At 58.6% G+C, this 23,400-nt stretch carries 22 protein-coding genes; 3 read left to right on the forward strand and 19 right to left on the reverse strand.

Annotation, left to right across the window (positions count from 1 at the left end; translation table 11 throughout):
• Positions 1 to 44 precede the first annotated feature (44 nt).
• Together ACMGGH_RS08425 and ACMGGH_RS08430 are read right to left on the reverse strand one after the other, a co-directional pair.
• On the reverse strand, positions 45 to 365 hold the full coding sequence (locus ACMGGH_RS08425; RefSeq protein ID WP_028015390.1) for a hypothetical protein: 321 nt from the start codon (positions 363 to 365) through the stop codon (positions 45 to 47).
• The gene (locus tag ACMGGH_RS08430; protein WP_232948655.1) at positions 365 to 910 is read right to left on the reverse strand and encodes a YfaZ family outer membrane protein; all 546 of its coding nucleotides are present in this window, start codon (positions 908 to 910) and stop codon (positions 365 to 367) included. Before ACMGGH_RS08430 ends, ACMGGH_RS08425 begins: the two co-directional genes overlap by 1 nt.
• A gap of 410 nt (positions 911 to 1,320) precedes the next feature.
• Here ACMGGH_RS08430 and ACMGGH_RS08435 point away from each other — a divergent pair, with 410 nt between their 5' ends.
• Complete coding sequence (locus ACMGGH_RS08435; protein ID WP_232948654.1) at positions 1,321 to 2,679, forward strand: esterase-like activity of phytase family protein; 1,359 nt, start codon at positions 1,321 to 1,323, stop codon at positions 2,677 to 2,679.
• A gap of 53 nt (positions 2,680 to 2,732) precedes the next feature.
• Here ACMGGH_RS08435 and yjiA read toward each other — a convergent pair whose 3' ends face one another.
• The 14 genes from yjiA to hpaG all read right to left on the reverse strand — a co-directional run bounded on the left by yjiA (position 2,733) and on the right by hpaG (position 17,612).
• Positions 2,733 to 3,686: a GTPase gene (gene yjiA, locus ACMGGH_RS08440; RefSeq protein WP_232948653.1), complete on the reverse strand. Its 954-nt coding sequence runs from the start codon at positions 3,684 to 3,686 to the stop codon at positions 2,733 to 2,735.
• A gap of 10 nt (positions 3,687 to 3,696) precedes the next feature.
• Positions 3,697 to 3,900, reverse strand: a complete 204-nt coding sequence (locus ACMGGH_RS08445) for a YbdD/YjiX family protein (protein ID WP_003856610.1) — start codon at positions 3,898 to 3,900, stop codon at positions 3,697 to 3,699.
• Between the two features lie 65 nt (positions 3,901 to 3,965).
• Positions 3,966 to 6,119: a carbon starvation CstA family protein gene (locus ACMGGH_RS08450; protein WP_028015394.1), complete on the reverse strand. Its 2,154-nt coding sequence runs from the start codon at positions 6,117 to 6,119 to the stop codon at positions 3,966 to 3,968.
• A gap of 191 nt (positions 6,120 to 6,310) precedes the next feature.
• Positions 6,311 to 7,228, reverse strand: coding sequence for a helix-turn-helix transcriptional regulator (locus ACMGGH_RS08455; protein WP_048957191.1), 918 nt, complete (start codon positions 7,226 to 7,228; stop codon positions 6,311 to 6,313).
• 175 nt (positions 7,229 to 7,403) lie between these two features.
• The gene (locus ACMGGH_RS08460) at positions 7,404 to 7,916 is read right to left on the reverse strand and encodes a 4-hydroxyphenylacetate 3-monooxygenase reductase subunit (RefSeq protein ID WP_182033684.1); all 513 of its coding nucleotides are present in this window, start codon (positions 7,914 to 7,916) and stop codon (positions 7,404 to 7,406) included.
• A gap of 17 nt (positions 7,917 to 7,933) precedes the next feature.
• Positions 7,934 to 9,496, reverse strand: coding sequence for a 4-hydroxyphenylacetate 3-monooxygenase, oxygenase component (hpaB, locus tag ACMGGH_RS08465; RefSeq protein WP_194386369.1), 1,563 nt, complete (start codon positions 9,494 to 9,496; stop codon positions 7,934 to 7,936).
• 195 nt (positions 9,497 to 9,691) lie between these two features.
• Positions 9,692 to 10,582 carry a 4-hydroxyphenylacetate catabolism regulatory protein HpaA gene (gene hpaA / locus ACMGGH_RS08470; RefSeq protein WP_028015398.1) on the reverse strand — a complete coding sequence of 297 codons (891 nt, stop codon included), beginning with the start codon at positions 10,580 to 10,582 and terminating at the stop codon, positions 9,692 to 9,694.
• Entirely contained in the window at positions 10,554 to 11,897 is a 1,344-nt protein-coding gene (gene hpaX / locus ACMGGH_RS08475; RefSeq protein ID WP_182033688.1) for a 4-hydroxyphenylacetate permease, read from the reverse strand. Before hpaX ends, hpaA begins: the two co-directional genes overlap by 29 nt.
• Before the next feature lie 21 nt (positions 11,898 to 11,918).
• Positions 11,919 to 12,713 carry a 4-hydroxy-2-oxoheptanedioate aldolase gene (hpaI, locus tag ACMGGH_RS08480; protein WP_059354706.1) on the reverse strand — a complete coding sequence of 265 codons (795 nt, stop codon included), beginning with the start codon at positions 12,711 to 12,713 and terminating at the stop codon, positions 11,919 to 11,921.
• A 10-nt stretch (positions 12,714 to 12,723) separates the two neighbouring features.
• Complete coding sequence (gene hpaH / locus ACMGGH_RS08485) at positions 12,724 to 13,527, reverse strand: 2-oxo-hept-4-ene-1,7-dioate hydratase (RefSeq protein WP_045259529.1); 804 nt, start codon at positions 13,525 to 13,527, stop codon at positions 12,724 to 12,726.
• Between the two features lie 100 nt (positions 13,528 to 13,627).
• Entirely contained in the window at positions 13,628 to 14,008 is a 381-nt protein-coding gene (locus ACMGGH_RS08490; RefSeq protein ID WP_028015402.1) for a 5-carboxymethyl-2-hydroxymuconate Delta-isomerase, read from the reverse strand.
• A 9-nt stretch (positions 14,009 to 14,017) separates the two neighbouring features.
• Positions 14,018 to 14,869 carry a 3,4-dihydroxyphenylacetate 2,3-dioxygenase gene (gene hpaD, locus ACMGGH_RS08495; RefSeq protein WP_041911312.1) on the reverse strand — a complete coding sequence of 284 codons (852 nt, stop codon included), beginning with the start codon at positions 14,867 to 14,869 and terminating at the stop codon, positions 14,018 to 14,020.
• Positions 14,870 to 14,871: 2 nt separating this feature from the next.
• Positions 14,872 to 16,338 (reverse strand): 5-carboxymethyl-2-hydroxymuconate semialdehyde dehydrogenase, encoded by a 1,467-nt coding sequence (gene hpaE / locus ACMGGH_RS08500; protein WP_232948652.1) that lies wholly within the window; start codon positions 16,336 to 16,338, stop codon positions 14,872 to 14,874.
• Positions 16,335 to 17,612, reverse strand: a complete 1,278-nt coding sequence (gene hpaG, locus ACMGGH_RS08505) for a 4-hydroxyphenylacetate degradation bifunctional isomerase/decarboxylase (protein ID WP_232948651.1) — start codon at positions 17,610 to 17,612, stop codon at positions 16,335 to 16,337. Before hpaG ends, hpaE begins: the two co-directional genes overlap by 4 nt.
• A gap of 271 nt (positions 17,613 to 17,883) precedes the next feature.
• On the opposite strand from hpaG, the gene hpaR reads away from it, so the two are divergent.
• Complete coding sequence (gene hpaR / locus ACMGGH_RS08510; RefSeq protein ID WP_063942918.1) at positions 17,884 to 18,327, forward strand: homoprotocatechuate degradation operon regulator HpaR; 444 nt, start codon at positions 17,884 to 17,886, stop codon at positions 18,325 to 18,327.
• A 1-nt stretch (position 18,328) separates the two neighbouring features.
• On the opposite strand, the gene ACMGGH_RS08515 is transcribed toward hpaR, so the two are convergent.
• The 3 genes from ACMGGH_RS08515 to xapA are packed head-to-tail and all read right to left on the reverse strand — an operon-like array spanning position 18,329 to position 21,366.
• Positions 18,329 to 19,261 (reverse strand): LysR family transcriptional regulator, encoded by a 933-nt coding sequence (locus ACMGGH_RS08515; RefSeq protein WP_226839344.1) that lies wholly within the window; start codon positions 19,259 to 19,261, stop codon positions 18,329 to 18,331.
• A 24-nt stretch (positions 19,262 to 19,285) separates the two neighbouring features.
• A complete protein-coding gene (gene tsgA / locus ACMGGH_RS08520; RefSeq protein WP_232948650.1) occupies positions 19,286 to 20,488 on the reverse strand; it encodes an MFS transporter TsgA in 1,203 nt (400 codons plus the stop codon).
• A gap of 44 nt (positions 20,489 to 20,532) precedes the next feature.
• Positions 20,533 to 21,366, reverse strand: coding sequence for a xanthosine phosphorylase (gene xapA / locus ACMGGH_RS08525; protein WP_232948649.1), 834 nt, complete (start codon positions 21,364 to 21,366; stop codon positions 20,533 to 20,535).
• A gap of 304 nt (positions 21,367 to 21,670) precedes the next feature.
• On the opposite strand from xapA, the gene tsr reads away from it, so the two are divergent.
• Positions 21,671 to 23,335, forward strand: coding sequence for a methyl-accepting chemotaxis protein (gene tsr, locus ACMGGH_RS08530; protein WP_048959804.1), 1,665 nt, complete (start codon positions 21,671 to 21,673; stop codon positions 23,333 to 23,335).
• Positions 23,336 to 23,400 lie beyond the last annotated feature (65 nt).

Here is a 23,400-nt window from a genome sequence, read left to right on the forward strand (position 1 = left end):
GAGGTAATAAAAAAACCTGCCGGTTGGCAGGTTTTTTCAGTTGATTACTGTACTTCGATCTTGTCCCAGCCGCTTTTGAACATGCAGCTGTCGACTAACGTATCCCGGCGATATTCATTCGCGTCTTCAACCGTGTAGCTCGTGGAAATATCCTTTTTCTTGTTCTTTTTGTCCGTTTTTTCCGAGCTCGAACCGGTCACCACGTTATCCGGAGGCAGATCGATCAGGGCCTGCGCTTCGCATTCCGTAAGCTTTTTATTCATCTCAGCGTCGCTCACGCCCGGTTTTACCCATTTGTACTGGACGCAGCCGGTGAGCATCAGCGTGAGGCTCAGAACGCAAAGCGCGGTAATGCGGTGTTTCATCAGAAGCTAACTCCACCGCCGACATATGCGCCATCAATCAGGGTGTGGTTTGGACGACCATCTTTACCGTCAACGCTCACGTGGCGGTAGCCCACTTTCAGCGTAACCGGTTTGATTGGGGTCCAGCTTACGCCGCCGTTAGCTTCAACGTAGTTTTTCACGCTGTTGTTCAGGCCTTCTGGTGCCGCATAGCCTTCGCCATAGACGTGGATGCTGTCGGTCAGCGCAACGTTTACGCCGCCGCCAATCGGGAAGGCCACGCCGTTATCGCCTTTTTTCGGGCCGATGTAGATGGCTTTTGCGCCTGCATTCAGCATCACCGGGCCCACTTCCAGGTTGTAGCCTGCGCCCACGCCACCGGTCTGGGTACCGTCGTCGGTGTTTTTCAGCCAGTTACTTTCGAGATAAACACCGGATGAGGATTTGCCCATTTCCAGGTTGAGGTTGGTAAAGTTTTTACCCTGCTCAATGCTGCCGCCCATTGCCAGTGCGGAACCCGAAATGGCGGTCAGTGCAGAAAGAAGAAGAGTGTTCAGTTTTTTCATGTTTCGTGCCTCATCATCAAATTAATCTGGGGGCACCTTAACAAGCGATGTTTATGACTGCAAATGTGATGCAAATCGACTTTTCATGCTGTAATTGTTAATTCTTTTATCTTTATTTGTAACGCTTAAGTTGGGTTGTCGGTGTGTCAACGCGCAAATTTGAGGCGTTGAGGAACAGTTTAATTTTTTGACTAAACGAAATCTGAACGAGGCAGGGATAGTGATTTGAGATGCATTAATTGCGCTTCTAATAATTTCCAATTCCATTTCTAAAATCACATAAAAAAACAAATTTTTACATTTTTATGGTCATTATTCGTTCAGATGTCCGGCCACGTTTCCTTTCCATGTCATTTTTCTGACACGTTTGTTCATTACGTTGTGGGCTTCACTTTCCGGATGCTAACAATATGAAAAGAAAAATCATTCCTGTGCTTATCGGCTTTACGCTCTCTTTCTCTGGCCTGGCGGCGCAGCCCACGGCTGAGCGCTATGTTGTCAGCTTCCCTGACGGCTCACACGTGAAATACAGCGGCGCGTTTGCCGGTGCGTTTCCGAATGGACTCCCGGTAGGGATTGGCTCCGGCCTGCTGTTTACGGGCAAGCAGGGCGATGCTCTGACCTTCGCGACCGTGACCGATCGCGGTCCTAACGCCGATGCGCCCAAAATGGGTAAAAACGAAGCCAAAATTTTTGTCACGCCGGATTTCGCGCCGCTGCTGATGACCATCCGCGTTCAGAACGGCAAAGCGGAGGCAACGGATGCCCGCCCGCTGCATGATGATAAAGGCGAGATTAACGGCCTGCCGCTGCAAAGCGGCGTGATTGGAGCCACCAATGAGGTGGCGTTCAGCGATACCCTCAAAATTCTGAAGGGTGACAACCGCGGGCTGGACACGGAAGGCATCACCCCGGACGGCAAGGGCGGCTTCTGGCTGTGCGACGAGTATGGCCCGTTCCTGATTAACGTCGACAGCAAAGGGAAAATTCTGGCGATCCACGGGCCGCAGGCGGCGGAAGGGGAAAAATCCATCGCGGGCGGTCTGCCAAATGTTATCAAATGGCGCCAGCCGAACCGGGGCTTTGAAGGCCTGACCCGGATGCCGGACGGGCGGATTATCGCCGCCGTGCAAAGCACGCTGGATATCGACGGTAAGAGCAAAAAGCAGGCGCTGTTTACGCGTCTGGTCAGCTTCGACCCGGCGACCGGGAAAACGGCGATGTACGGCTACCCCATCGACAGCGCGGCCTACAGCAAAAACAACGACGCTAAAATCGGCGACATCGTGGCGCTGGACGACCAGCACATCCTGCTGATTGAACAGGGTGAGGATAAAAATGACGCGATGCGTAACCTTATCTACAAGGTGGATCTCAGCAAGGCGAGCGACCTGACCGCTTTCGACAAGCCGGGCGGGTACCCGGAGTTTGATGATGAGAAAACCCTGGCACAGCGCGGCATTACCCTTGCAGCAAAAACGCAGGTCGTCGATCTGCGCGCGCTGGGCTGGAAGCAGGAGAAGGCCGAAGGGCTGGCGCTGATCGACGGCAAACGGCTTGCGGTGGCGAACGATAACGACTTTGGCGTGAAGGTGGCGATGCAGCATCCGGTCGAGGGCAAAAAGCTCAAGGACTATCGGGTGAACGAGGAAGGCAAGCTGACGCTGGATGATAAACCGGTGGAAACCACGCTCAGCGTGAAGCCGCTGAAGAAGCCGGAGTCAGAGAGCGAACTGTGGATTGTGACGCTGCCGGAGGCGTTGAAATAATTTTACCTCTCATCCTTCCCCTCTCCCCACAGGGGAGAGGGGAAGCAAGGCGGTTATTTCTTCAGACCCGCAAACGCTGCTCGGATTTCTTCTTCCGGCAGCTGGATACCAATAAACACCATCACGCTATGCGGCGCTTCATCGCCCCACGGGCGGTCCCAGTCGGCGCTGTACAGGCGCTGTACGCCCTGAAACAGCAGGCGGTTCGGCTCGCCGTCGATCCACAGCATGCCTTTGTAGCGCAGCAGCTTGTCGGCAAACGAAAGCAGCAGGTTTTCCATTACCCGCGAGACCTCGCTGATGTCCACCGGATAGTCCAGCTCCACCACAATCGACGCCACATCGTTTTGCTTGTCTCCCATAAAGTGGAAGCGCGGTTTCGTGGTGACGTTCTCCTCCAGCATAAAGCCGTTGGTGTTAAACAGCTGGGATAGATCGATATCGCCATGTGTCACCGTATAAATCGGCGCGCGCGAGTTGATGCGCTTCAGGCGCTCGCGGAGTTTTTCGCTGTCGCCTGCCACGTCGGTTTTGGTCAGCAGAATGCGGTCGGCGTAGCCCACCTGGGACTGGGCAATGGTGAACTGGTTCATCTGCTCGTCGGCGTGGACCGCGTCTACCAGGGCAATCACCCCGTCCAGCAGGTAGCGCTGGCAAAGAATATCGTGCGAGAAAAAGGTCTGAATAATCGGGCCGGGGTCGGCCATGCCGGTGCACTCGATCACCAGGCGATCGAAGCCGATGTCACCGCGATCGCGGCTGTCGAGCAGGTCCAGCAGGGCGTCTTCCAGCTCGTTAGAGCGGGTGCAGCAGATGCAGCCGTTGGTCAGGGTTTTGATTTGCGTGGCGCGGTCTCCGATTAATTGATCGTCAACGGAGACTTCGCCAAATTCGTTTTCGATGACGGCGATTTTGAAGCCGTGCTGCTCGTTCAGGATGTGGCGCAGCAGGGTGGTTTTACCGGCGCCGAGGAAACCGGTCAGCAGGGTAACGGCAATCGGGGTCATGGTCTCTCCTTTAGCAGCAGCGGACGCCGCCTTCTCCACTTCCGCCGTAGCGCGCTTCCTGACGCTCGCGGAAGAATTCGGTGTAGGTCATGTACGGCTTATCCGGATGGTTGGTCTTCATATGCTCAACGTAGTTGTCATAGTCCGGAATGCCAATCAGCATTTTCGCCGCCTGACCGAGGTATTTTTTTGCTTCGCCTAAGTTACCAAACATTGAGGGTTCCAGATAGAAGAAGCCCGGAGGCGCGCAGCGATCCGGGCCTACAGTGACAGGCTTAATTAATGGTGTGAAGAGGTCTTCACGCCGCCTTCCGGCACCGGCACGTACGGGGTCTCTTTATCCGTACGGCCTTCGGTGTTGCGCACTTTCATCCAGGTTTTGATGCCGTAGAAGATAATGCTGTACACCACCACCAGGAACAGAATGCTCAGACCCGCGTTGGTGTAGTTGTTCACCACGATATGGTTCATGTTGGCAATCTGCTGCGCGGTCAGATCCGCGCCGCCTGCGGCAATCTTCTCTTTGTACTGGTTAGCCATGAAGAAGAAGCCTTCCAGCTGCGGGTTGGTGCTGAACAGCTTCAGGCCCAGCGCCCAGGTGGTGCAGAGCAGCAGCCACAGCGCAGGAACCACGGTCACCCAGATGTATTTGGTGCGTTTCATCTTCACGAGGACGACGGTACCGAGCACCAGGGCAACGGCTGCCAGCATCTGGTTAGATATACCGAACAGTGGCCACAGGCTCTTCACGCCGCCGAGCGGGTCGACAACGCCCTGATACAGCAGGTAGCCCCACAGGCCTACGCACCCGGCAGTACCCAGAACACCCGCTACCAGAGAGTCGGTTTTCTTCAGGAACGGCACGAAGTTGCCCAGCAGATCCTGCAGCATGAAGCGGCCCGCACGGGTACCGGCATCCAGCGCGGTGAGGATGAACAGCGCTTCGAACAGAATACCGAAGTGGTACCAGAAGCCCATGTCCGCCCACGGCAGCACTTTGTGGAACACGTGTGCGATACCCACGGCCAGCGTCGGCGCGCCACCTGCGCGGTTCAGCACGGACGGTTCGCCAATGTCCTTCGCGGTCTGCATGATCTGCTCAGGCGAGATCACGAAGCCCCAGGAGCTGACGGTCGCCGCCGCGTGTGCGCTGGCCTCTTTCAGCTGCGCCATGATCAGCGCGGTATTTTCCCCGCCCATCTCATGCAGGTTTGGCATGGTGATGCCCAGACCCGCCGGTGGAGTGTTCATCGCGAAGTACAGGCCTGGCTCGATAATCGAGGCCGCAACCAGCGCCATGATCGCCACGAAGGACTCCATCAGCATCGCGCCGTAACCGATAAAGCGCGCGTCGGTTTCGTTAGCCATCAGCTTCGGCGTGGTGCCGGAGGCGATCAGCGCGTGGAAGCCAGACACGGCGCCGCAGGCGATGGTAATAAACAGGAACGGGAACAGGGCGCCTTTCCACAGCGGACCGGTGCCGTCAATGTACTGCGTCACCGCCGGCATTTTCAGCTCAGGGTTGATGATGACAATCCCGATCGCCAGCCCGACGATGACACCGATTTTCAGGAAGGTCGCCAGGTAGTCGCGCGGAGCGAGAATCAGCCACACCGGCAGCAGGGCGGAAACGAACGCGTAACCGATCAGCGCGAAGGTGATGGTGGTGTCTTTAAAGGTCAGCGCCGGGCCCCAGTACGGGTCGTGCGCAATCACGCCGCCGAAGTAGATGGAGGCGACCAGCAGTACGATACCAATGACCGACACTTCACCCACGCGCCCAGGACGCAGGAAGCGCATATAGATGCCCATGAACAGCGCAATCGGTACGGTAGAGCAGACGGTGAAGACGCCCCACGGACTTTCGGCCAGCGCTTTCACCACGATCAGCGCCAGCACTGCGAGGATGATGATCATGATCAGGAAGCAGCCGAAGAGGGCGATAGTGCCCGGCACGCGGCCCATCTCTTCTTTGATCATCTCGCCCAGCGACGAACCGTTACGGCGCGAGGAGATAAACAGCACCATAAAGTCCTGCACCGCCCCCGCCAGCACCACGCCCGCCAGCAGCCAGAGCGTACCCGGCAGGTAGCCCATCTGGGCGGCCAGTACCGGGCCAACCAGCGGGCCAGCACCGGCGATAGCGGCAAAGTGGTGACCAAACAGCACGTAGCGGTTGGTTGGCACGTAGTTCAGACCGTCATTGTTAATGACCGCCGGGGTGGCGCGCGTCGGGTCGAGCTTCATGACCTTCTGCGCGATGTACAAGCTGTAGTAGCGATAGGCCACAAGGTAGACGGAGACCGACGCGACCACGATCCACAGGGCGCTGACGTGTTCGCCCCGGCGTAATGCGACAACCGCCAGACAGAAAGCGCCGAGGATCCCGAGTAAGGCCCAGGGCACGTGCTTAAGTAGTTTTTTAGTATCCATAGTAAGACCTGGTTTTTTATGTAAAGAAAAAAGGGTCAGGGTTCGTTGTGAGGAGGTATTGATTAATGCTGGAGCGATCGTGCCAGATCCGCGCGCGCGTAAAGGACGGTAAATGAGTGAGTGGTTGAAAGTGATGGGTGAGCGGTCAAAGGACGCGGCGAGTGGTTCAGGCTCGCCGCTGGTCGGGGAAATTATGTGATTGAGATCACGTGGTTTTCCGGGCTGCGCTCCATCGACAGGTAGCTTTCCAGCGTCTTGATGAGCTTCTCCTTCAGCCAGCTCGGCTCCAGGATCTGAATATTCGGCAGCCAGTAGAACAGCAGCGGCAGGATCTGGTTTTCGTGTGCCGCCTGGCAGCGCAGCGTGACGCCGCCGCGCCGCTCCTCCAGCAGCTCCTGTTCCGGCAGGAGATCGCGGCGCAGGAAGTAATGTGAAATATTATCCTTAATGAATATTTTCACGGTGAAAGTAGTTTCGGACACCCACGGGTCGAGGCTTTTTTCCAGCAGTTCCCGAACATTTTCATCAGGGGTAAAAAAGGTTTTTTGAACATCAAACCAGCTAATCTGGCTTAATGAAAAGGATTTCAACCGGCTATTTTCGGTAGCTTGTAAATACCATATATTTTTTTTGTTAATGAGTTTATAGGGATTAATCAGACGGGTTTTACCCTTATAAACGATCTGACAGACATTATGGTTCTTAATCGATTTCTCGATTTTCGCTAAATGGCGGCGGATATCACGCTGCACCGTGTGCTCTGCGTCATTACCGAGGATAAGAATATGGTTTTCGTCGACGCGCGCCTCCAGCTTTTGCCAGAAGTCCGTATTTCTTTCAGGGAAAAAGTTATCGGCATTCAGGAAGTTAGCCAGAGCATGATGTAATCCCTGCCCGCCGGGAGATTGGGCGGAATGGATCAGTCGATATAGCCCGTTACCGGTATGCTCAACAATGGGCGAGAGCGCATTTAAATCCCGGTAGACGGTACGCTCGGTAATTTTAAATTTCTCCATTAGCGCACTGCGGTTTACCACCCCGTGTAAATGTAGCTCAAGGAGAATATCGACCAGACGTTCAGCCGAGCGGCTCCGCGTCGTTTTAGCCATAAGGTCTTCCTGTATATTGGGTATGCGCTGAACAATGCAAAAGCACTGACCGGAGATGTCAGTATTCAGGCACAGAAAATTTCTCTTATGGATATATAACGGCGTGATTTAGCTGAAACCTTAGGAATTTTTGTAGAAAGCGGCGCTGGCCCGAAAAAGGCCAGCGCGAGGGGGATCACACGACGGCTTCCATCTCCATCATCACCGGGTGGAAACGGCGCTTAAAGTAGATCAGGCCGTGTCCCGCGTCACTCAGGATGATGTTTTTCACTTCGACAAGATAAACCAGATGCGTGCCGATGGTTTGCACCTGGGTAATCTCGCCTTCCAGGCTCGCCAGCGCGCCTTTCAGCACCGGCTGCCCCAGCGGGCCTTTCTGCCAGCAGGAGAGGGCAAAGCGCTCCTCCATTGCCATCCCGGTCATCCCGGCGAAGTGGCGGGCCATGATCTCCTGCTCGTGGTTCAGCACGTTGACGCACAGCCTGCCGTTGCCCTGAAAGACCGGGTTCATGGCGCTGTTGGCGTTAATGCAGACCATGACCGACGGCGGGGTATCCGTCACCGAGCAGACGGCGGTGGCGGTAATGCCGCAGCGTCCGACGTCGCCCTCGGTGGTGACCACATTGACCGCCGCCGACAGGCTGCTCATTGCGTCGCGAAAACGCAGGCGTTGTTCATCTGAATGCATTGTAACCTCCCGCTGCGCTATTTCAGCAGCTTGTCGAGCATGTTGATATCGCTGTTGTTGTGCAGGTGCGGCACGGTCCAGCCGTGCTGGTCGTATTCGGACATGCAGCGGTCGACCATTGCCATCATCTTGTCCATATTCCCTGAGCTTTGCGCCTGACGCAGGCATTGCAGGCGGATCTCATCCTGGCTGCCGGAGTAGTTGATTTCGTACAACTCGTGACGACCCCCAAACTCGCTGCCGATGGCGTCCCACATCAGTTTCAAAATCTTGATGCGTTCGACGTGATCCATTCCGTTGGAGCCGCGCACGTACTTCGCCAGATACTGGTCGATCTGCGGGTTGTTCAGGTCCCGCGCGCTGGACGGCAGATAAATTAGCCCGGAGGTCACGTTACGTTCGATGATGTTCTTGATCTTCGCGTAGGCCATCGGGGCCATCACGCGGTAGGTTTGCAGCGCCGCGTGGTCCGGCAGGTACGCGCCGTTCACCCACGGCGTGGCTTCGGAGCACATGGAGTCGCTCAGCGCCCAGAACATATTGCGCCAGGCCACCACTTCGCCGAGATCTGCCTGCACGCCGCGGAACTCCAGGGTACCGGTGCACTCCAGGGATTTCTTCAGCAGGGCGGTGATGAAGTCGAGCTTCACCGCCAGACGCACGCAGGCCTGAAGCGGGTACATGCGGGCGAAGCCGCCCTCCATCGTCCAGCGACGGCAGCGGTCGAAATCGCGGTAGATCAGCACGTTTTCCCACGGGATCAGCACGTTATCCATCACCAGGATCGCGTCGTTCTCGTCGAAGCGGCTGGAGAGCGGGTAGTCATACGGGGAGCCGGTTGCGCCTGCCACCATCTCGTACGAGGCGCGGGAGATCAGCTTCACGCCTTCGGCATCCATCGGCGCGACGAACATCAGTGCGAAGTCCGGGTTTTCGCCCATCACCTGCGCGGAGCCAAAACCGATCATGTTGTAGTGGGTCAACGCCGAGTTGGTTGCGACGACTTTCGCACCGCTGACGATAATCCCGGCATCGGTCTCTTTCTCCAGCTTGATGTAGACGTCCTTCACCTCGTCCGCCGGCTTGTGGCGGTCGATCGGCGGGTTGACGATGGCGTGGTTAAAGTACAGGCCGGTTTCCTGAATGCGGGTGTACCAGTTGCGGGCGTTCTGCTCGAACTGACCGTAGAAGGCAGGGTTCGCTCCCAGCGCGCAGCCGAACGCCGCTTTGTAGTCCGGCGTGCGGCCCATCCAGCCGTAGCTCAGGCGCGACCACTCGGCGATGGCGTCGCGCTGCTGGCGCAGGTCGTCGGCGCTTTTCGCCACGCGGAAAAATTTGTGGGTGTAGCCGCCGCTGCCGGTGTCGGTGCCCCAGCACAGCGTGTCCTGCATGTCCGGCTTGTGCAGGGCGTCGTACATCTGGGCGATGGACGCCGCCGCATTGCGAAACGCCGGGTGGGTGGTGACGTCCTTAACGCGCTCGCCGTAGATATAAATCTCGCGTCCATCCTGCAGGCTTTTTAAATACTCTTTGCCGGTTAACGGACGTTTGGCATCAGCGCGGAAATCTTCAGGCTTCATAGGGACCTCGTATCGGAAGATGGTTGTTAAATTTATGTTTTGTTTTTGTTGTTTAATTGAAGCGTGAGAGGGGCGGAACGTGAAGGGACGATTGGGACAACGGCGGGTACTTTTCGGGCGGGATTGGGATTTGTGATCTGTGCGGGTTTTTGGCGGGTGGCGCTGCGCTTACCCGCCCTACATACCGCGATGCGCTCAGGAAACCGGTACTTTCTGCGCCCGATACGCGCTGGGCGAGCAGCCCGTCAGGCGATTGAAAAACCGGGCGAAATAGGCCGGATCCTTAAATCCCAGCTGCCAGGCAATCTCGCTGACCGCGCTGTCGGAAAACAGCAGCAGGCGCCTGGCCTCGCGCAGCTGCCGGTCGAAGATCAGCCTTTTCGGCGAGCGGTTGGCGAAGCGGCGGCAGATGTCCGTCAGGCGGGATTCGGTCAGATGCAGTTCGCTGGCGTATTCCGGCACCGTCCAGTGCTGGTGGTAATGGGTGTCGATCAGCTGGGTAAAGCGCTGGAACAGCTTCAGCTCGCCGCGCATCCCGCTGGCCGCGTGGTCGTCGAGCTTCGCGTTGCGCAGCAGCAGGGTAAATACCGCCTGCGCCAGCAGGACCAGCGTATGCTCACGGCCCGGCAGCTGCGCCGTGGATTCCCGGGCGATGAGCTGCCAGTAGTGCTTCAGCGCCGTCAGCTCGTCAGGCTTGTCGGCAAGCGACAGGCAGATCCCCGGCAGGCCGAATGCTTCCCGCGTGCCGGGGTAGAGCACCTCCAGCAGCGGCCAGATGAGATCCTCGCGCACCGTCAGCACGTGCCCGTCGCTGTCGGATTCGGTGATAAACGCGTGCGGCACCGACGGCGGCGTCAGCACAAATAGCGGGGCCTGCACCGAATAGCGGTGGTCGTCGAGCTGGAGTTCAATCTGTCCGGTATCGAGAAAGTGCATCTGAAAATACTGGTCGTGACGATGCGCCTGCATGTCGCGGCCAAAAAAGGCCGCCATGCGGGCGAACGACTGATAGTGCACGTCGTCGGTGCCCAGACTTTCGTCGTACTCCTTGCTGATATCAATGTTGGCGATAGGGCTCTGGCACATGATCGTTCCTCTGTTGAACCGGGTGGGTCATCGGGATGCGCGTCAGCACCAGCGCGCCGACCACCAGCAGACCCGCCACAAACCACAGCCCGGAACTGAAGCTGCCGGTCGCGTCGCGCAGGATCCCAATCAGCAGCGGGCTGACGGCGGATCCGACATTACCGATGGCGTTGATCACCGCCAGCGCCACCGCGCGTGACTGCAGGCTAATAACCTGGTCCGGCGTGGTCCAGAATATCGCCATGGCGGTAAACGATCCGGTTGAGGCCATGATGATGCCAAGCAGCTGGATCAGGCTGTGATCGGTCGCTGAGGCCAGCATCCATCCCGCCGCTGCAAACAGGTACGGCAGGATGGTGTGCTTTTTTCGCTCTTTCAGCCTGTCGGAGCGGCGACTCCACCAGATCATCCCGAGGATGGTACAAAACTGCGGGATCGCCGCCAGCAGGCCAATCACGATATTACTGCTGCCGGTGTTGAAGCTTTGCAGGATCTGCGGCGTCCAGATGTTGATCGCGCTCAGCGTATTGGTCAGACAGAAGTAGGCCAGCGTGTAGAGCAGCACGGCGGGCGTAAGCACCTCGCGCAGCGTCGAGCGCGGCGTGACGGATTGGGCGATGGCGACCTCCTGCTCGCGCGCGATCATCCTTTTCAGCGCCTGCTTTTCGTCTTCATCCAGCCAGGTGGCCTGATCCGGCGTGTCGTTGAGGTAAAACCAGGTCACCACGCCGAGCACCACCGACGGCAGCCCCTCCAGCAGAAACAGCCACTGCCAGCCCTTCAGGCTCCACAGCCCGTCCATCGCCAGAATATACCCGGAGAGGATCGAGCCAAGCATCATGGTCACCGGCATGGCGATCATAAACAGCGCGTTGGCGCGGGCGCGGTGATAGGCCGGAAACCACCAGGTGAGGTAGACCAAAATCCCCGGCAGGAAACCGGCTTCCGCAATGCCTACCAGCATGCGCAGGACGTAAAGCGTTTCAGGGCTGGTGGCGAACATGGTGCAGGTAGAGGCGATGCCCCACACCACCATGATCCCGGCGATCCAGCGGCGTGCGCCGACCTTCGCCAGCATGATGTTGCTGGGGATCCCGCACAGCACGTAGGTGACGTAAAACAGCGTCGCGGCCAGGCCAAACATGGTCGACGTGAGGCCCAGATCTTTGCCCATCGTCAGCCCGGCAAAGCCGATGTTAATGCGATCGAGAAACGAGAAAACAAACAGGATAAAGAGAAACACGATCAAACGACGGAACAGCTTATTTATTGCGCGATGTTCTACATCTTTATTATGCAGGGTTGAGGTCGTCATGTTGCGCTCCACATCGTACGTTTAGTAGACGGATTTATTGTTATCAACTGCTGTGGTGACGTCGGTAAAGCGGGCCGCCAGCGCTTCGGCGCTGCGGGCGAGCAGGGTGGTATCCACACCGACCGCCACAAACAATGCGCCGAGGCCGAGATAGCGTTTCGCCAGCTGTTCATTCGCCATCAGGATGCCGGGCGCTTTGCCCGCGCTGAGGATCTGCGCGATCGCCTGCTCGATGGCGGCCTGCACCTCCGGGTGCTGCGGATTGCCGGCAAAGCCCATGTCGGCGCTCAGATCCGCCGGGCCGATAAACACGCCGTCGACGCCTTCCACGTCCAGGATCTGCGGCAGGTTTTTCAGCGCCTCGCGGGTTTCGATCTGCACCAGCACGCACATGGCGTCGTTAGCCTGATGCAGGTAATCCGGGATGCGATTCCAGCGCGAGGCGCGCGCCAGGGCGCTGCCGACGCCGCGAATGCCCGCAGGCGGGTAGCGGGTGGCGCTTACCGCCAGCCGCGCCTCGTCAGCGTTTTGCACCATCGGCACCAGCAGGGTTTGCGCGCCTATGTCCAGCAGCTGCTTGATCTGCACCGGATCGTTCCACGACGGGCGCACTACCGGCTGGCTGGGATAAGGGGCGATGGCCTGGAGCTGGGTCAGGACGGTCTGCACGCTGTTCGGCGCGTGCTCGCCGTCGATCAGCAGCCAGTCAAAACCGGCCCCGGCCAGCAGCTCTGCGCTGTAGCTGCTGGTCAGCCCCAGCCATAAACCGATTTGCGGGCGGCCCGCCTTCAGCGCCGCTTTGAATGCGTTTTGCATGGTCGCCTCCTTATACAAAGCGACAGCTGATGGAGCCCATGTTGCCGTAGTCAACATGGAAGGTGTCGCCCCTGCTGGCGGCAACCGGACGGGTAAACGAGCCGCCGAGGATGATCTGTCCGGGCTCAAGCTGTACGTCGTACGGCGCGAGCTTGTTCGCCAGCCACGCCACGCCGTTCGCCGGGTGGTTAAGCACGCCTGCGGCGACGCCGGTCTCTTCGATCACGCCGTTGCGGTAGAGCAGGGCGGAGATCCAGCGCAGATCCAGCGCGTCGGGCTTAATCGGACGACCGCCGAGGATCACCCCGGCGTTGGCGGCGTTGTCGGAGATGGTGTCGAACACCTTGCGCGGGCGCTGGGTCTCCGGGTCAACGTTGTGGCAGCGGGCGTCGATCAGCTCCAGCGCGGGGATGACGTAGTCCGTGGCGTTGTAGACGTCGAAGATCGTGCAGTTCGGGCCGCGCAGCGGTTTTGCCAGCACGAAGGCCAGCTCCACTTCGATACGCGGGACGATAAAGCGATCGACGGGGATGTCGCTGCCGTCGTGGAAGAACATGTCGTCCAGCAGCGCGCCGTAGTCCGGCTCGCTAATCTGCGAGCTGGCCTGCATCGCTTTCGAGGTGAGGCCAATCTTGTGGCCTTTCAGCACGCGGCCTTCGGCAATTTTCAGGCTCACCCATTCGCGCTGTACGGCGTAGGCGTCTTCGATGGTGATCTCCGGGTACTCCAGCGAGATCGCGCGGATCTGCTCCCGGGACTGTTCCGCCTGATGCAGGCGGTGGGCGATCAGGGTATGGGTGTGTTTATCGAGCATGGCGATATCCTGTTTTTGCCGGGTGGCGCGTAGCGATCCCGGCCTACGTTCGGGGCTGTTGTAGGCCCGGTAAGCGCAGCGCCACCGGGCGAGCAGACGGCTACTTAAACAACGCGTGCACGTTGTTTTGTTTGTAGTTGAGCGTCGGATCGAGTTCTTCCATGGCGAACGACAGCGCCAGATAGCGCTCCGCCATCAGCGCCGCGAAGTGGGTTTTGATCAGCGCAAACAGCATCTCCCCCACGGCTTCCCGGTTCTCCAGGCTGCGCCCGGCGCCGATCTTCAGCGTCATATGCACAAAGGCGTAATCATGCTTACCGTCCGCCATCTGCCAGGTGTCCAGCCAGTGGGCGCGGCTGCGGATGCCGCCGAGCGGGAAGATCCCCGTGGCGGCCAGCGCCTCGTTCACTTTGGCGAACAGCCCCGGCAGGTCGGCCTGCGCGCGGATGTTGTCGGTACATTCAGCAATAAAGTGCGGCATAACGACTCCTTATGCGGGCAGCGGGAAAACGGCGTTGACCTGGCCGGTGCCGGAGCTGGCGAACAGCTCGGTGAGGAACTCCACCTTGCCGTCGTATTTATCCCAGCCCAGCATCCCCAGCAGCATCACCGTGTCGTGCATGTTGCCCTCGCCGTAGCAGTAGTCGGCGTACTCCGGCAGCATGCTGCAAAACTCTTTAAACTGGCCCTCCCGCCACAGCTTGACCACGCGCTCGTCCATCTGGCGATCAAACTCGCGGGTGTAGCTGTTCATCCCTTCCTCCGCGCGCTGGTCGTCGATAAAGCGGTGCGACAGCGAGCCGCTGGCGAGCACCGCCACGGTGCCGTCGTACTTTTCGATGGCGCTGACGATGGCCTCGCCCAGCCTGCGGCTGTCGGCAAAGTCGTGAACCGTGCAGAACGCCGAGATGGAGATCACTTTGAAGTGCTTATCCGCGTTCATGTAGCGCATCGGCACCAGCGTGCCGTACTCCAGCTTGAGGCTCGGGATGTTGTGCGCCTTGGCGCGCACGCCGAGCTTCACCGCTTCGTCGGCGATCAGCTGCCCGAGCTCCGGGTTGCCGTCGTAGTCGTACGTCATGTCGCGGATAAAGTGCGGCAGCTCGTTGCTGGTGTAGACGCCTGAAAAATGATCCGCACAGTTGATGTGGTACGCGCTGTTCACCAGCCAGTGGGTGTCGAACACGATGATGGTGTCCACGCCCAGTTCACGGCAGCGCTTGCTGATCTCTTTATGCCCGTCGATGGCCGACTGGCGGCAGCCGTGGTTTTTCCCCGGCAGCTCGGAAAGATACATCGACGGCACGTGGGTGATTTTTGCCGCTAACGCTAGCTTGCCCATTGTCAGATCCCCCATTTTGGAATCGGATGGTCGCCCATGGAGATGCAGACGTTCTTCATCTCCGCGAACACTTCAAAGCTGTACTCGCCGCCCTCGCGGCCGGTGCCGGAGGCCTTCACGCCGCCAAACGGCTGGCGCAGGTCGCGCACGTTCTGGGTGTTGACGAACACCATGCCCGCTTCAATGTTGCGCGCCAGACGGAGCACCTTGCTGACGTCCTGGGTCCAGATGTATGACGCCAGGCCGTACTCCACGTCGTTCGCCAGGCGCAGCCCTTCCGCCTCGTCCTTAAACGGCAGCAGGCAGGCCACCGGCCCGAAGATCTCCTCCTGCGCCACGCGCATGCGGTTGTCGACGTCCGCCAGCACCGTCGGACGCAGGAAGTTGCCGCCTTTCAGGTGTGCAGGCAGATCGACCGGTTTGTCCGGGCCGCCCGCCAGCAGGGTGGCGCCTTCCTCGATGCCGAGGCGGATATAGCCGGAGACTTTCTCCCAGTGCTGCTGGCTGATGAGCGCGCCAATCTGGGTGTTCGGATCGGTCGGATCGCCCACGCGCAGGCGATTGGCGCGTTCGGCGAAGCGCTTGACGAACTCCGGGTAAATGCTCTGCTGGATAAAGATGCGCGAGCCCGCGGTGCAGCGCTCGCCGTTGATGGAGAAGATGGTGAACAGCGCGGCGTCCAGCGCGCGCTCGATGTCCGCATCTTCAAAAATCAGCACCGGGGATTTGCCGCCCAGCTCCATGGAATATTTCTTCAGCCCGGCGTTTTTCATGATGTTGCGCCCGGTGGCGGTGCCGCCGGTGAAGGAGACGGCGCGCACGTCGTGGTGGCGCACCAGCGCGTCGCCTGCCGTCGCCCCGTATCCCTGCACCACGTTCAGCACGCCCGCCGGAATGCCCGCCTCCAGCGCCAGCTCGCCCAGACGGTCGGCGGTCAGCGGCGAGAGTTCAGACATCTTCAGTACCGCGGTGTTGCCCAGCGCCAGGCACGGCGCGACCTTCCAGGTGGCGGTCATAAACGGCACGTTCCACGGCGACACCAGCGCGCAGACGCCCACCGGCTGCACCAGCGTGTAGTTGAGCATTTTGTCGTCGACCGGGTAAGTTTTGCCGTTCATCTGCTGGCACACCTCGGCGAAGAACTCGAAGTTGTGCGAGGCGCGCGGGATGAGCACATTTTTGGTCTGGTGGATCGGCAGGCCGGTGTCGGCGGTTTCCATGGCGGCGATCTCGGGCACGTTCCGGTCGATCAAATCCCCCAGGCGACGCATCAGGCGCGCGCGCTCCTTCATCGGCAGGTTGGCCCATTTCGGGAACGCCTCTTTAGCGGCGGCAACGGCCTGATGAATTTCCGCTTCACCGCCGGAGGCGACTTCCGCTAATACCTCGCCGGAGGCCGGGTTAGTGGTATGGAAGTACTCGCTTCCGGCGACGTTTTTACCGTTGATCCAGTGGTTAATCTTTTTCATTTTGCAGTCTCCTCGCTGACAATCCGGTTCACCAGGCGGCCCACGCCTTCCACTTCCACCACCACTTCATCGCCCGGCACCACGTCGGACAGCCCCTTCGGCGTGCCGGTGGCGATCATGTCGCCCGGCTGTAGGGTCATAAAATCGCTCAGATACGCAATCAGGTAAGGAATGCTGAAAATGAGATCGGCGGTGGTGCCTTCCTGACGCAGTTCGCCGTTGACGAAGGTGCGCAGGGTTAAGTTATGCGGATCAGGAATGGCTTCTTTCGGCACGATGTTCGGGCTGATGGGGGTTAATCCGTCGCGGCTTTTGACCCGCAGGTTCGGGCGGTAGTAATTTTCCAGGTAGTCGCGGATGGCGTAGTCGTTGCAGACCGTGTAGCCCGAGACATACTCCATCGCCTCGGCTTCGCTCACCTTACGCGCGGTTTTACCGATGACCACCACCAGCTCCGCCTCGTAGTGCATGTATTCGATATTATTCGGGCGCACCGAGGTCTGGTTGTCGCCATTGAAGGTGTTCGGCGCTTTGATAAACACCAGCGGCTCGGTGGGCGGCTTGAAGTCCAGCTCGCTGGCATGATCGGCGTAGTTAAGACCGAGGGCGAACAGCGTGGCGTGTTCAGGCGTGCGGTGGGAAAGGGCAACGTCGCGCTCGTTCACCACCGGGTTTTCCAGCGGTGGGAAACCTTCCGCCAGAATCCGCACGCGATCGCCCGGGCGGATCTCCACGCGGCTTTGCGGTGTGCCGAGCAGGATCGCATCGCCGGGATTGAGGGTGGCGAATTCGCTCAGGGCGCTCAGCAGTTCGGCGGCGCTGCGCTGCAGATCGGCGGTGTTCCAGTGGTCCGCTTCGCGGCCGTTGATCTCGGTGATGATGGTCAGGTTGTCGACGTTATCAACGGCGGCCAGCTCGCCAAGCGGGCAAAAGCCGTCCCGGCATTTGGCCTTAATGGCCGGGCGGTAGAAGCTCTCTTCCGGCAGGCTCACCTCGTTGGCCAGCGCGTATCCCGCGATGTAGGCCGCGGCGTCCTCTACGCGCACCCTGCTGGCGGTTTTACCCACAACCAGAGCCACCGTCGCGCCGCTTAACACCGTTTCCCCCTGCGGAAAAGGAATGGGCTCGCCCGCGCGAATCACCGTGTTGTGCGGTTTGATAAACCACACCGGCGTTTTTGGCGGCGTGTTGTAAGGGGCTTTTTCAAACGCCTCAGCCCAGGCTTCTTGCTGACTCTGGTGGTTCAGCGCGACGGCAAATACGGTACCTTTCATTCACCTACTCCTCACCCCGACGGTCCGGGTTATGATTTCATTAATATGTTAATGATCTGGTTTTATGCTTTTGCTGTTTATTTCGCAATCAGAAGTGAAGAATTTGTGATATGAATAACAATAAATTTACATGTTGGATTTTAATGCTATGTAAATCAGTTGCTTAATAAAATAGAATGGTTTCTGTTAGACTTTCTGGCAGGAAACGTGTTGTTTATAAAAACATCTTTTATGAATCGTTTACTTGTTAATGATGTGAAGGGGAGAGGCTATGCATGATTCATTAACCATCGCGCTTTTGCAGGCGCGGGAAGCGGCGATGTCGTACTTCCGTCCGATTGTGAAGCGGCATAACCTCACCGAGCAGCAGTGGCGCATCGTGCGCGTGCTGGCTGAACATCCGTCGATGGATTTTCACGATCTGGCGTTTCGCACCTGTATTCTGCGCCCGAGCCTGACCGGCATTCTGACGCGCATGGAGCGCGACGGCCTGGTGCTGCGCTTAAAGCCGGTGAACGACCAGCGCAAGCTGTACGTGTCGCTGACCAAAGAGGGAAATGCGCTGTACGAGCACGCCCAGGCGCAGGTGGAAGAGGCGTATCAGCAGATTGAGGCGGAATACACGCCGGAGAAGATGAAGCAGCTGACGGCGCTGCTGGAAGAGTTCATTACCCTCGGCAATCGTCACATTGCCGCGCGCGGGGATGAGGAGTAGCTCATCCGCGTAATGCCGCGAGGACGTTGCTGAACAGCTCGGGGAGAGGGGCGTCGTACCACAGGGCGTACAGGTCGGCGGGAATCTGTTCTTCAAGCGTGACAAAGGTGACGCCGGGCCAGTGGATAAGCGCGCAGGTTTCCGGCAGCAGCGCCACTCCCGTGGCCGCGCTGACCAGCGCCAGCACCGTTTGTGGCTCAAAGACCTGCTGGGCAATCAGCGGCTGAAAGCCATGTTCCGCGCAGGCGTCGTATACCTGACGCGCGAAGTCGCCCCGGTTAAAGGAGAGTGAGATAAAGGGGCGCTGCGCCAGCTCCGCCAGCGATACGCGGCTGCGTTTCGCCAGCGGGTCGTTTTCATGCACCGCCAGGCGCATGGTTTCCCGCGAAATGAGCTGGCAGCGGATGTTGACCTCGGCGTTGGGGATGACGTTGCGGTTGATGGCGATATCAATCGTGCGGGCGCGCAACGCCTCTATTTGCTGCTGCTGAGAGAGCTCTGTCAGCGTCCAGTGGACGTTGGGGTACTGCTCGTGCAGCGTCTTAAGCCGGGTAAGCAGCGTTCCCCAGATGGCGCTGCCAATAATGCCGATGTTGATATGCTGTTTTTCACTGCGGCCAATCTGCTGAACGTAGTTGAGGGACTGTTCGGCAGCGCTCAGCAGCCGGTCGACCTCGGCCTTCAATATTTTTCCCGCGTGGGTTAACACGACCTTACGGCTCGTCCGCTCGAAAAGCTCAACCTCGAGCAGGGTTTCAAGCTCTTTAATCTGCATGCTTAGCGGCGGCTGGGAGATATTCAGCCTGGCCGCTGCGCGGCCAAAGTGCAGTTCATCGGCCAGAACCTGGAAGTAGCGTAGCATGCGCATGCGCACGCGGCTGAGGAGAGCAGAATCGTTCATGAGGATGGCTGGTAAAGGAGAGGTTGCCGCCATTGTTGCCGTCCTCTCCCTGGTCTGTCAAACCGCGCTGGCGGTTGAGTGATGCAAACGCTCGGCCCGGCTGCGCATAACCGCGCACAGCAGCACCAGAAGCAGGGCAGCGTAGGCGACGGTCGCGGCATTCACCGCACCGTGCAGGCCAAAGCGGCTGTTCACCAGCGACGATACGGTGGCGAACAGCAGCGTGCCGACGGTGCCGCAGGTCAGCAGAGCGGAGATCAGCGTTGGCGAGCTGCGGCTCACCTGCAGCGAACCGTAGCTCATGAGCCCGGAGAACAGGCCAGAGTTAAAGAAGCCAAAGCAGCCGCAGGCAATCAGGATCGCCGTAGTGCTGCCACTGTTGGCGATAAGCGCAATGGAGATCATCCCGACAACCGTGCAGATCAGCAGGAAGGTACGCAGCTTCATAAGCTTGACGGTGAACTGGTTGATGAACAGCCCGGTTGCTTTGGTGACCCAGTAAACGGTTGTAAACAGCGCTGCCTGCTCAGGCTGCATGACGAAGCGCCATTGCAGATAGCCCGGCGTCCACATGGTGAAGATGGGCTCGGCCAGCAGGAACAGAAACAGCGAAAGGCAAATCAGCCATACCGACATTCCCCAGGGTTCAGCCACCGGCGAAGTCGCTTCAACGGGTGTTGCCGCTTCTGTCGTCGGAAAGCGAGCGCGCAGCACCAGAACCAGCATCAGCGCACCCAGTGCCCCCATGATGGCATACATCGCCATCCAGCTTGCGCCAAGCTTAAAAAGCCACGCCAACAGGAAGGAGAGCGTTGCCCCGGCAAGGCTAAAGAAGAAATCGGTGAAAATCAGGCTGGCAGAACGGCTTTTTTCATCGGGATTAATGCGTACCACCAGATAGCTGCCGATAGTCATGAAGATCCCGCCGCAGGCCCCCATCAGGGCGACCGCCACGCTGAACAGGGTCAGGGTCGGGTGCGTAAACAGCACGATGCTCACGACGAGGGTGAGCGCGGCGGCGATGGCCAGCGGTTTTTGCAGCCCCCATTTTTTCATCAGCAGGCCGCCGAGCATAATGGGCACAAACATGCCGATGTTCATCAGGGTAAATACCTGGCCGATAAAGCTCGGATCTTTGTTGAAGGCCGCGCACAGCGGGCCGAGGACAATCCCGAGCGTCGATACCAGCGCGCCGACAAAGTAGTAGCTGAGGTAGGATACGGCGTTCAAACTGCCGCGAGAATAGTTGTTATCAGACATGTGTATTCTCCTGACGGGCACGGATGCCCGTCTGTGGATAACGATCAGCGGTAGTGCTTCACAAACTCGCTGATGAGACGAATAAAATCATCTGTGACCATGGCAGCGCATTTCAGGGTCTGCTCATGGGAAAGTTCAACGTCGCTCAGACCTTCCGCCATGTTGGTAATCGCGGAGACGGCCAGCACGCGCAGGCCGCAGTGGCGGGCAACGATCACTTCCGGCACCACTGACATACCGACGACATCACCGCCTATTCTTTGCATCATGCGGATCTCTGCTGCCGTTTCGAAGTTGGGGCCAGGGTAGGAGACAAACACCCCTTCATGCAGCGTCAGGCCGAGAGTTTTTGCCGTGGCGTGCAGGCGTTCGCGAAGCGTCTTGTCGTAGGCATTCGCCAGGCTGAAAAAGCGTGGGCCAAAGCGTTCATCGTTGGGACCCACCGTTGGCGTGGACGGCATGGTATTGATGTGGTCGTTCAGCGCCACCAGCGAACCCGCTGGAATGTCGGTGTTCAGGGAGCCGGCGGCGTTGGTGCAGAGCATGAAATCACATCCCAACAGCTTAAAGGTACGTACCGCGTGGGTCATGATGCCCATCCCGACGCCTTCGTAAAAATGCCCACGGCCCTTCATGCAGATAAGGTTGACGCCGTGCAGGCTCCCCATCACCACTTTGCCCGCATGGCCAATGACCGTACTGACCGGAAAACCGGGCAGCTTTTCGTATGAGACAACGGTTTTATTTTCCAGCCTGTCGGCTAACGCGCCGAGACCCGAGCCGAGGATCATCGCGATGCGGGGCGTAAAACCGGGTTTAGCTGCGCGCAGGATTTCAGCGGCTTCAAACGGGGAATCAGTAAAGACGGAACGGGACATAACTACTCCTTAACGGGTTATCTCCTTACATTTTCGGGTGCCGTTGATTGGGGTTCCAATATGATTGGCGGGGTTATTGATATTGTTTTTATATTGATGTCGGCGGAAGGGTAGATATTTCAGTAGGTTAGGAAAAAGCGGGGCCCGCAGCGTCGCAAAATGGGGAGAAGAAATGTGATTGGCTTCACTGTGCGGGTGTGAAACGCGATTGCGCGACTTTTTTGCACGAAAAGAGTGCGTTTTTTGTAAAGTTTTCCCTTATCAGGCCGAAAATTCTGTTATCTGTCTGATGGAAAGAGAAAACATGTTAAACCGTATCAAGATTGTCACCAGCTTAATGCTGGTTTTAGCGATATTTGGCCTTTTACAACTCACATCCGGTGGTCTTTTCTTTAATGCTCTGAAGAATGACAAAGAGAATTTCACCGTCCTGCAAACCATTCGTCAGCAACAATCCACCCTTAACGGGAGCTGGGTTGCGCTGCTGCAAACCCGTAATACCCTGAACCGCGCGGGCATCCGCTACATGATGGATCAGAACAATATCGGCAGCGGCGCGACCGTTAACGATCTGATGCAGATTGCGTCTGCCTCGCTGAAACAGGCGGAAAAAAACTGGGCTGACTATGAAGCCCTGCCGCGCGACCCGCGTCAGAGCGACGCCGCTGCGCTGGAAATTAAACGTAACTACGATATCTACCACGGTGCGCTGGCTGAGCTGATTCAACTGCTGGGGGCGGGTAAAATCAACGCCTTCTTCGACCAGCCGACCCAGAGCTACCAGGATGGATTCGAGAAGCAGTACGTGAGCTACCTGCAGCAGAACGACAAGCTGTACCAGATGGCGGTTGAAGACAGCAACAGCTCTTACACTCAGGCTATCTGGGTGCTGATCAGCGTGCTGGTTGCCGTGCTGGTGGTGATCGTGGCCGTCTGGCTGGGTATCAAGCAGGCGCTGATCTCTCCGCTGACGCGTCTCATTGACAATATTCGCCACATCGCCAGCGGCGACCTGGTGAAGCGCATCGACGTGGAAGGCTCTAACGAGATGGGCGAACTGGCCGACTCGCTGCGTCATATGCAGGGCGAACTGGTGCGTACCGTGGGCGACGTGCGTAACGGCGCGAACGCTATCTATAGCGGCGCGAGCGAAATCGCGATGGGCAATAACGACCTCTCTTCCCGTACTGAACAGCAGGCCGCTTCCCTGGAAGAGACCGCTGCCAGCATGGAACAGCTGACGGCGACCGTTAAGCAGAACGCCGAAAACGCCCGTCAGGCGAGCCACCTGGCGCTAAGCGCGTCTGAAACCGCGCAGAAGGGCGGCAAGGTGGTGGACAACGTGGTGCAAACCATGCGTGACATCGCGGGCAGTTCGCAGAAAATTGCCGATATCATCAGCGTGATCGACGGCATTGCCTTCCAGACCAACATCCTGGCGCTGAACGCGGCGGTAGAAGCGGCGCGTGCGGGCGAACAGGGTCGTGGATTTGCGGTGGTGGCAGGGGAAGTGCGTAACCTGGCCCAGCGCAGCGCTCAGGCAGCACGTGAGATCAAGAGCCTGATTGAAGACTCCGTGGGACGCGTGGAAGTGGGGTCAACGCTGGTGGAAAGCGCCGGTGAAACCATGGGTGAGATCGTGAACGCGGTGACCCGCGTGACCGATATCATGGGCGAGATTGCCTCTGCGTCCGACGAGCAGAGCCGCGGTATCGACCAGGTGGGCCTGGCGGTGGCAGAGATGGACCGCGTGACCCAGCAGAACGCCTCGCTGGTAGAAGAGTCAGCCGCAGCGGCGGCGGCGCTGGAAGAGCAGGCGAGCCGTCTGACGCAGGCCGTGGCAGTGTTCCGCATTCAGCAGGAGCAGATGAAGGCGCGCGAGTTCGCTGCCGCGAAAAGCGTTGTCGCGCCGGTGATGTCGCGTAAAGTCGCGACGGCGGACGCGGGCGATAACTGGGAAACGTTCTGATCCAGCGCGTTGTGCCGGGTGGCGGCTACGCCTTACCCGGCCAACGGAAGCTTGTTGTAGGCCCG

This window comes from Enterobacter sp. BNK-16 (assembly GCF_048684955.1).
Lineage (GTDB): Bacteria > Pseudomonadota > Gammaproteobacteria > Enterobacterales > Enterobacteriaceae > Enterobacter > Enterobacter bugandensis.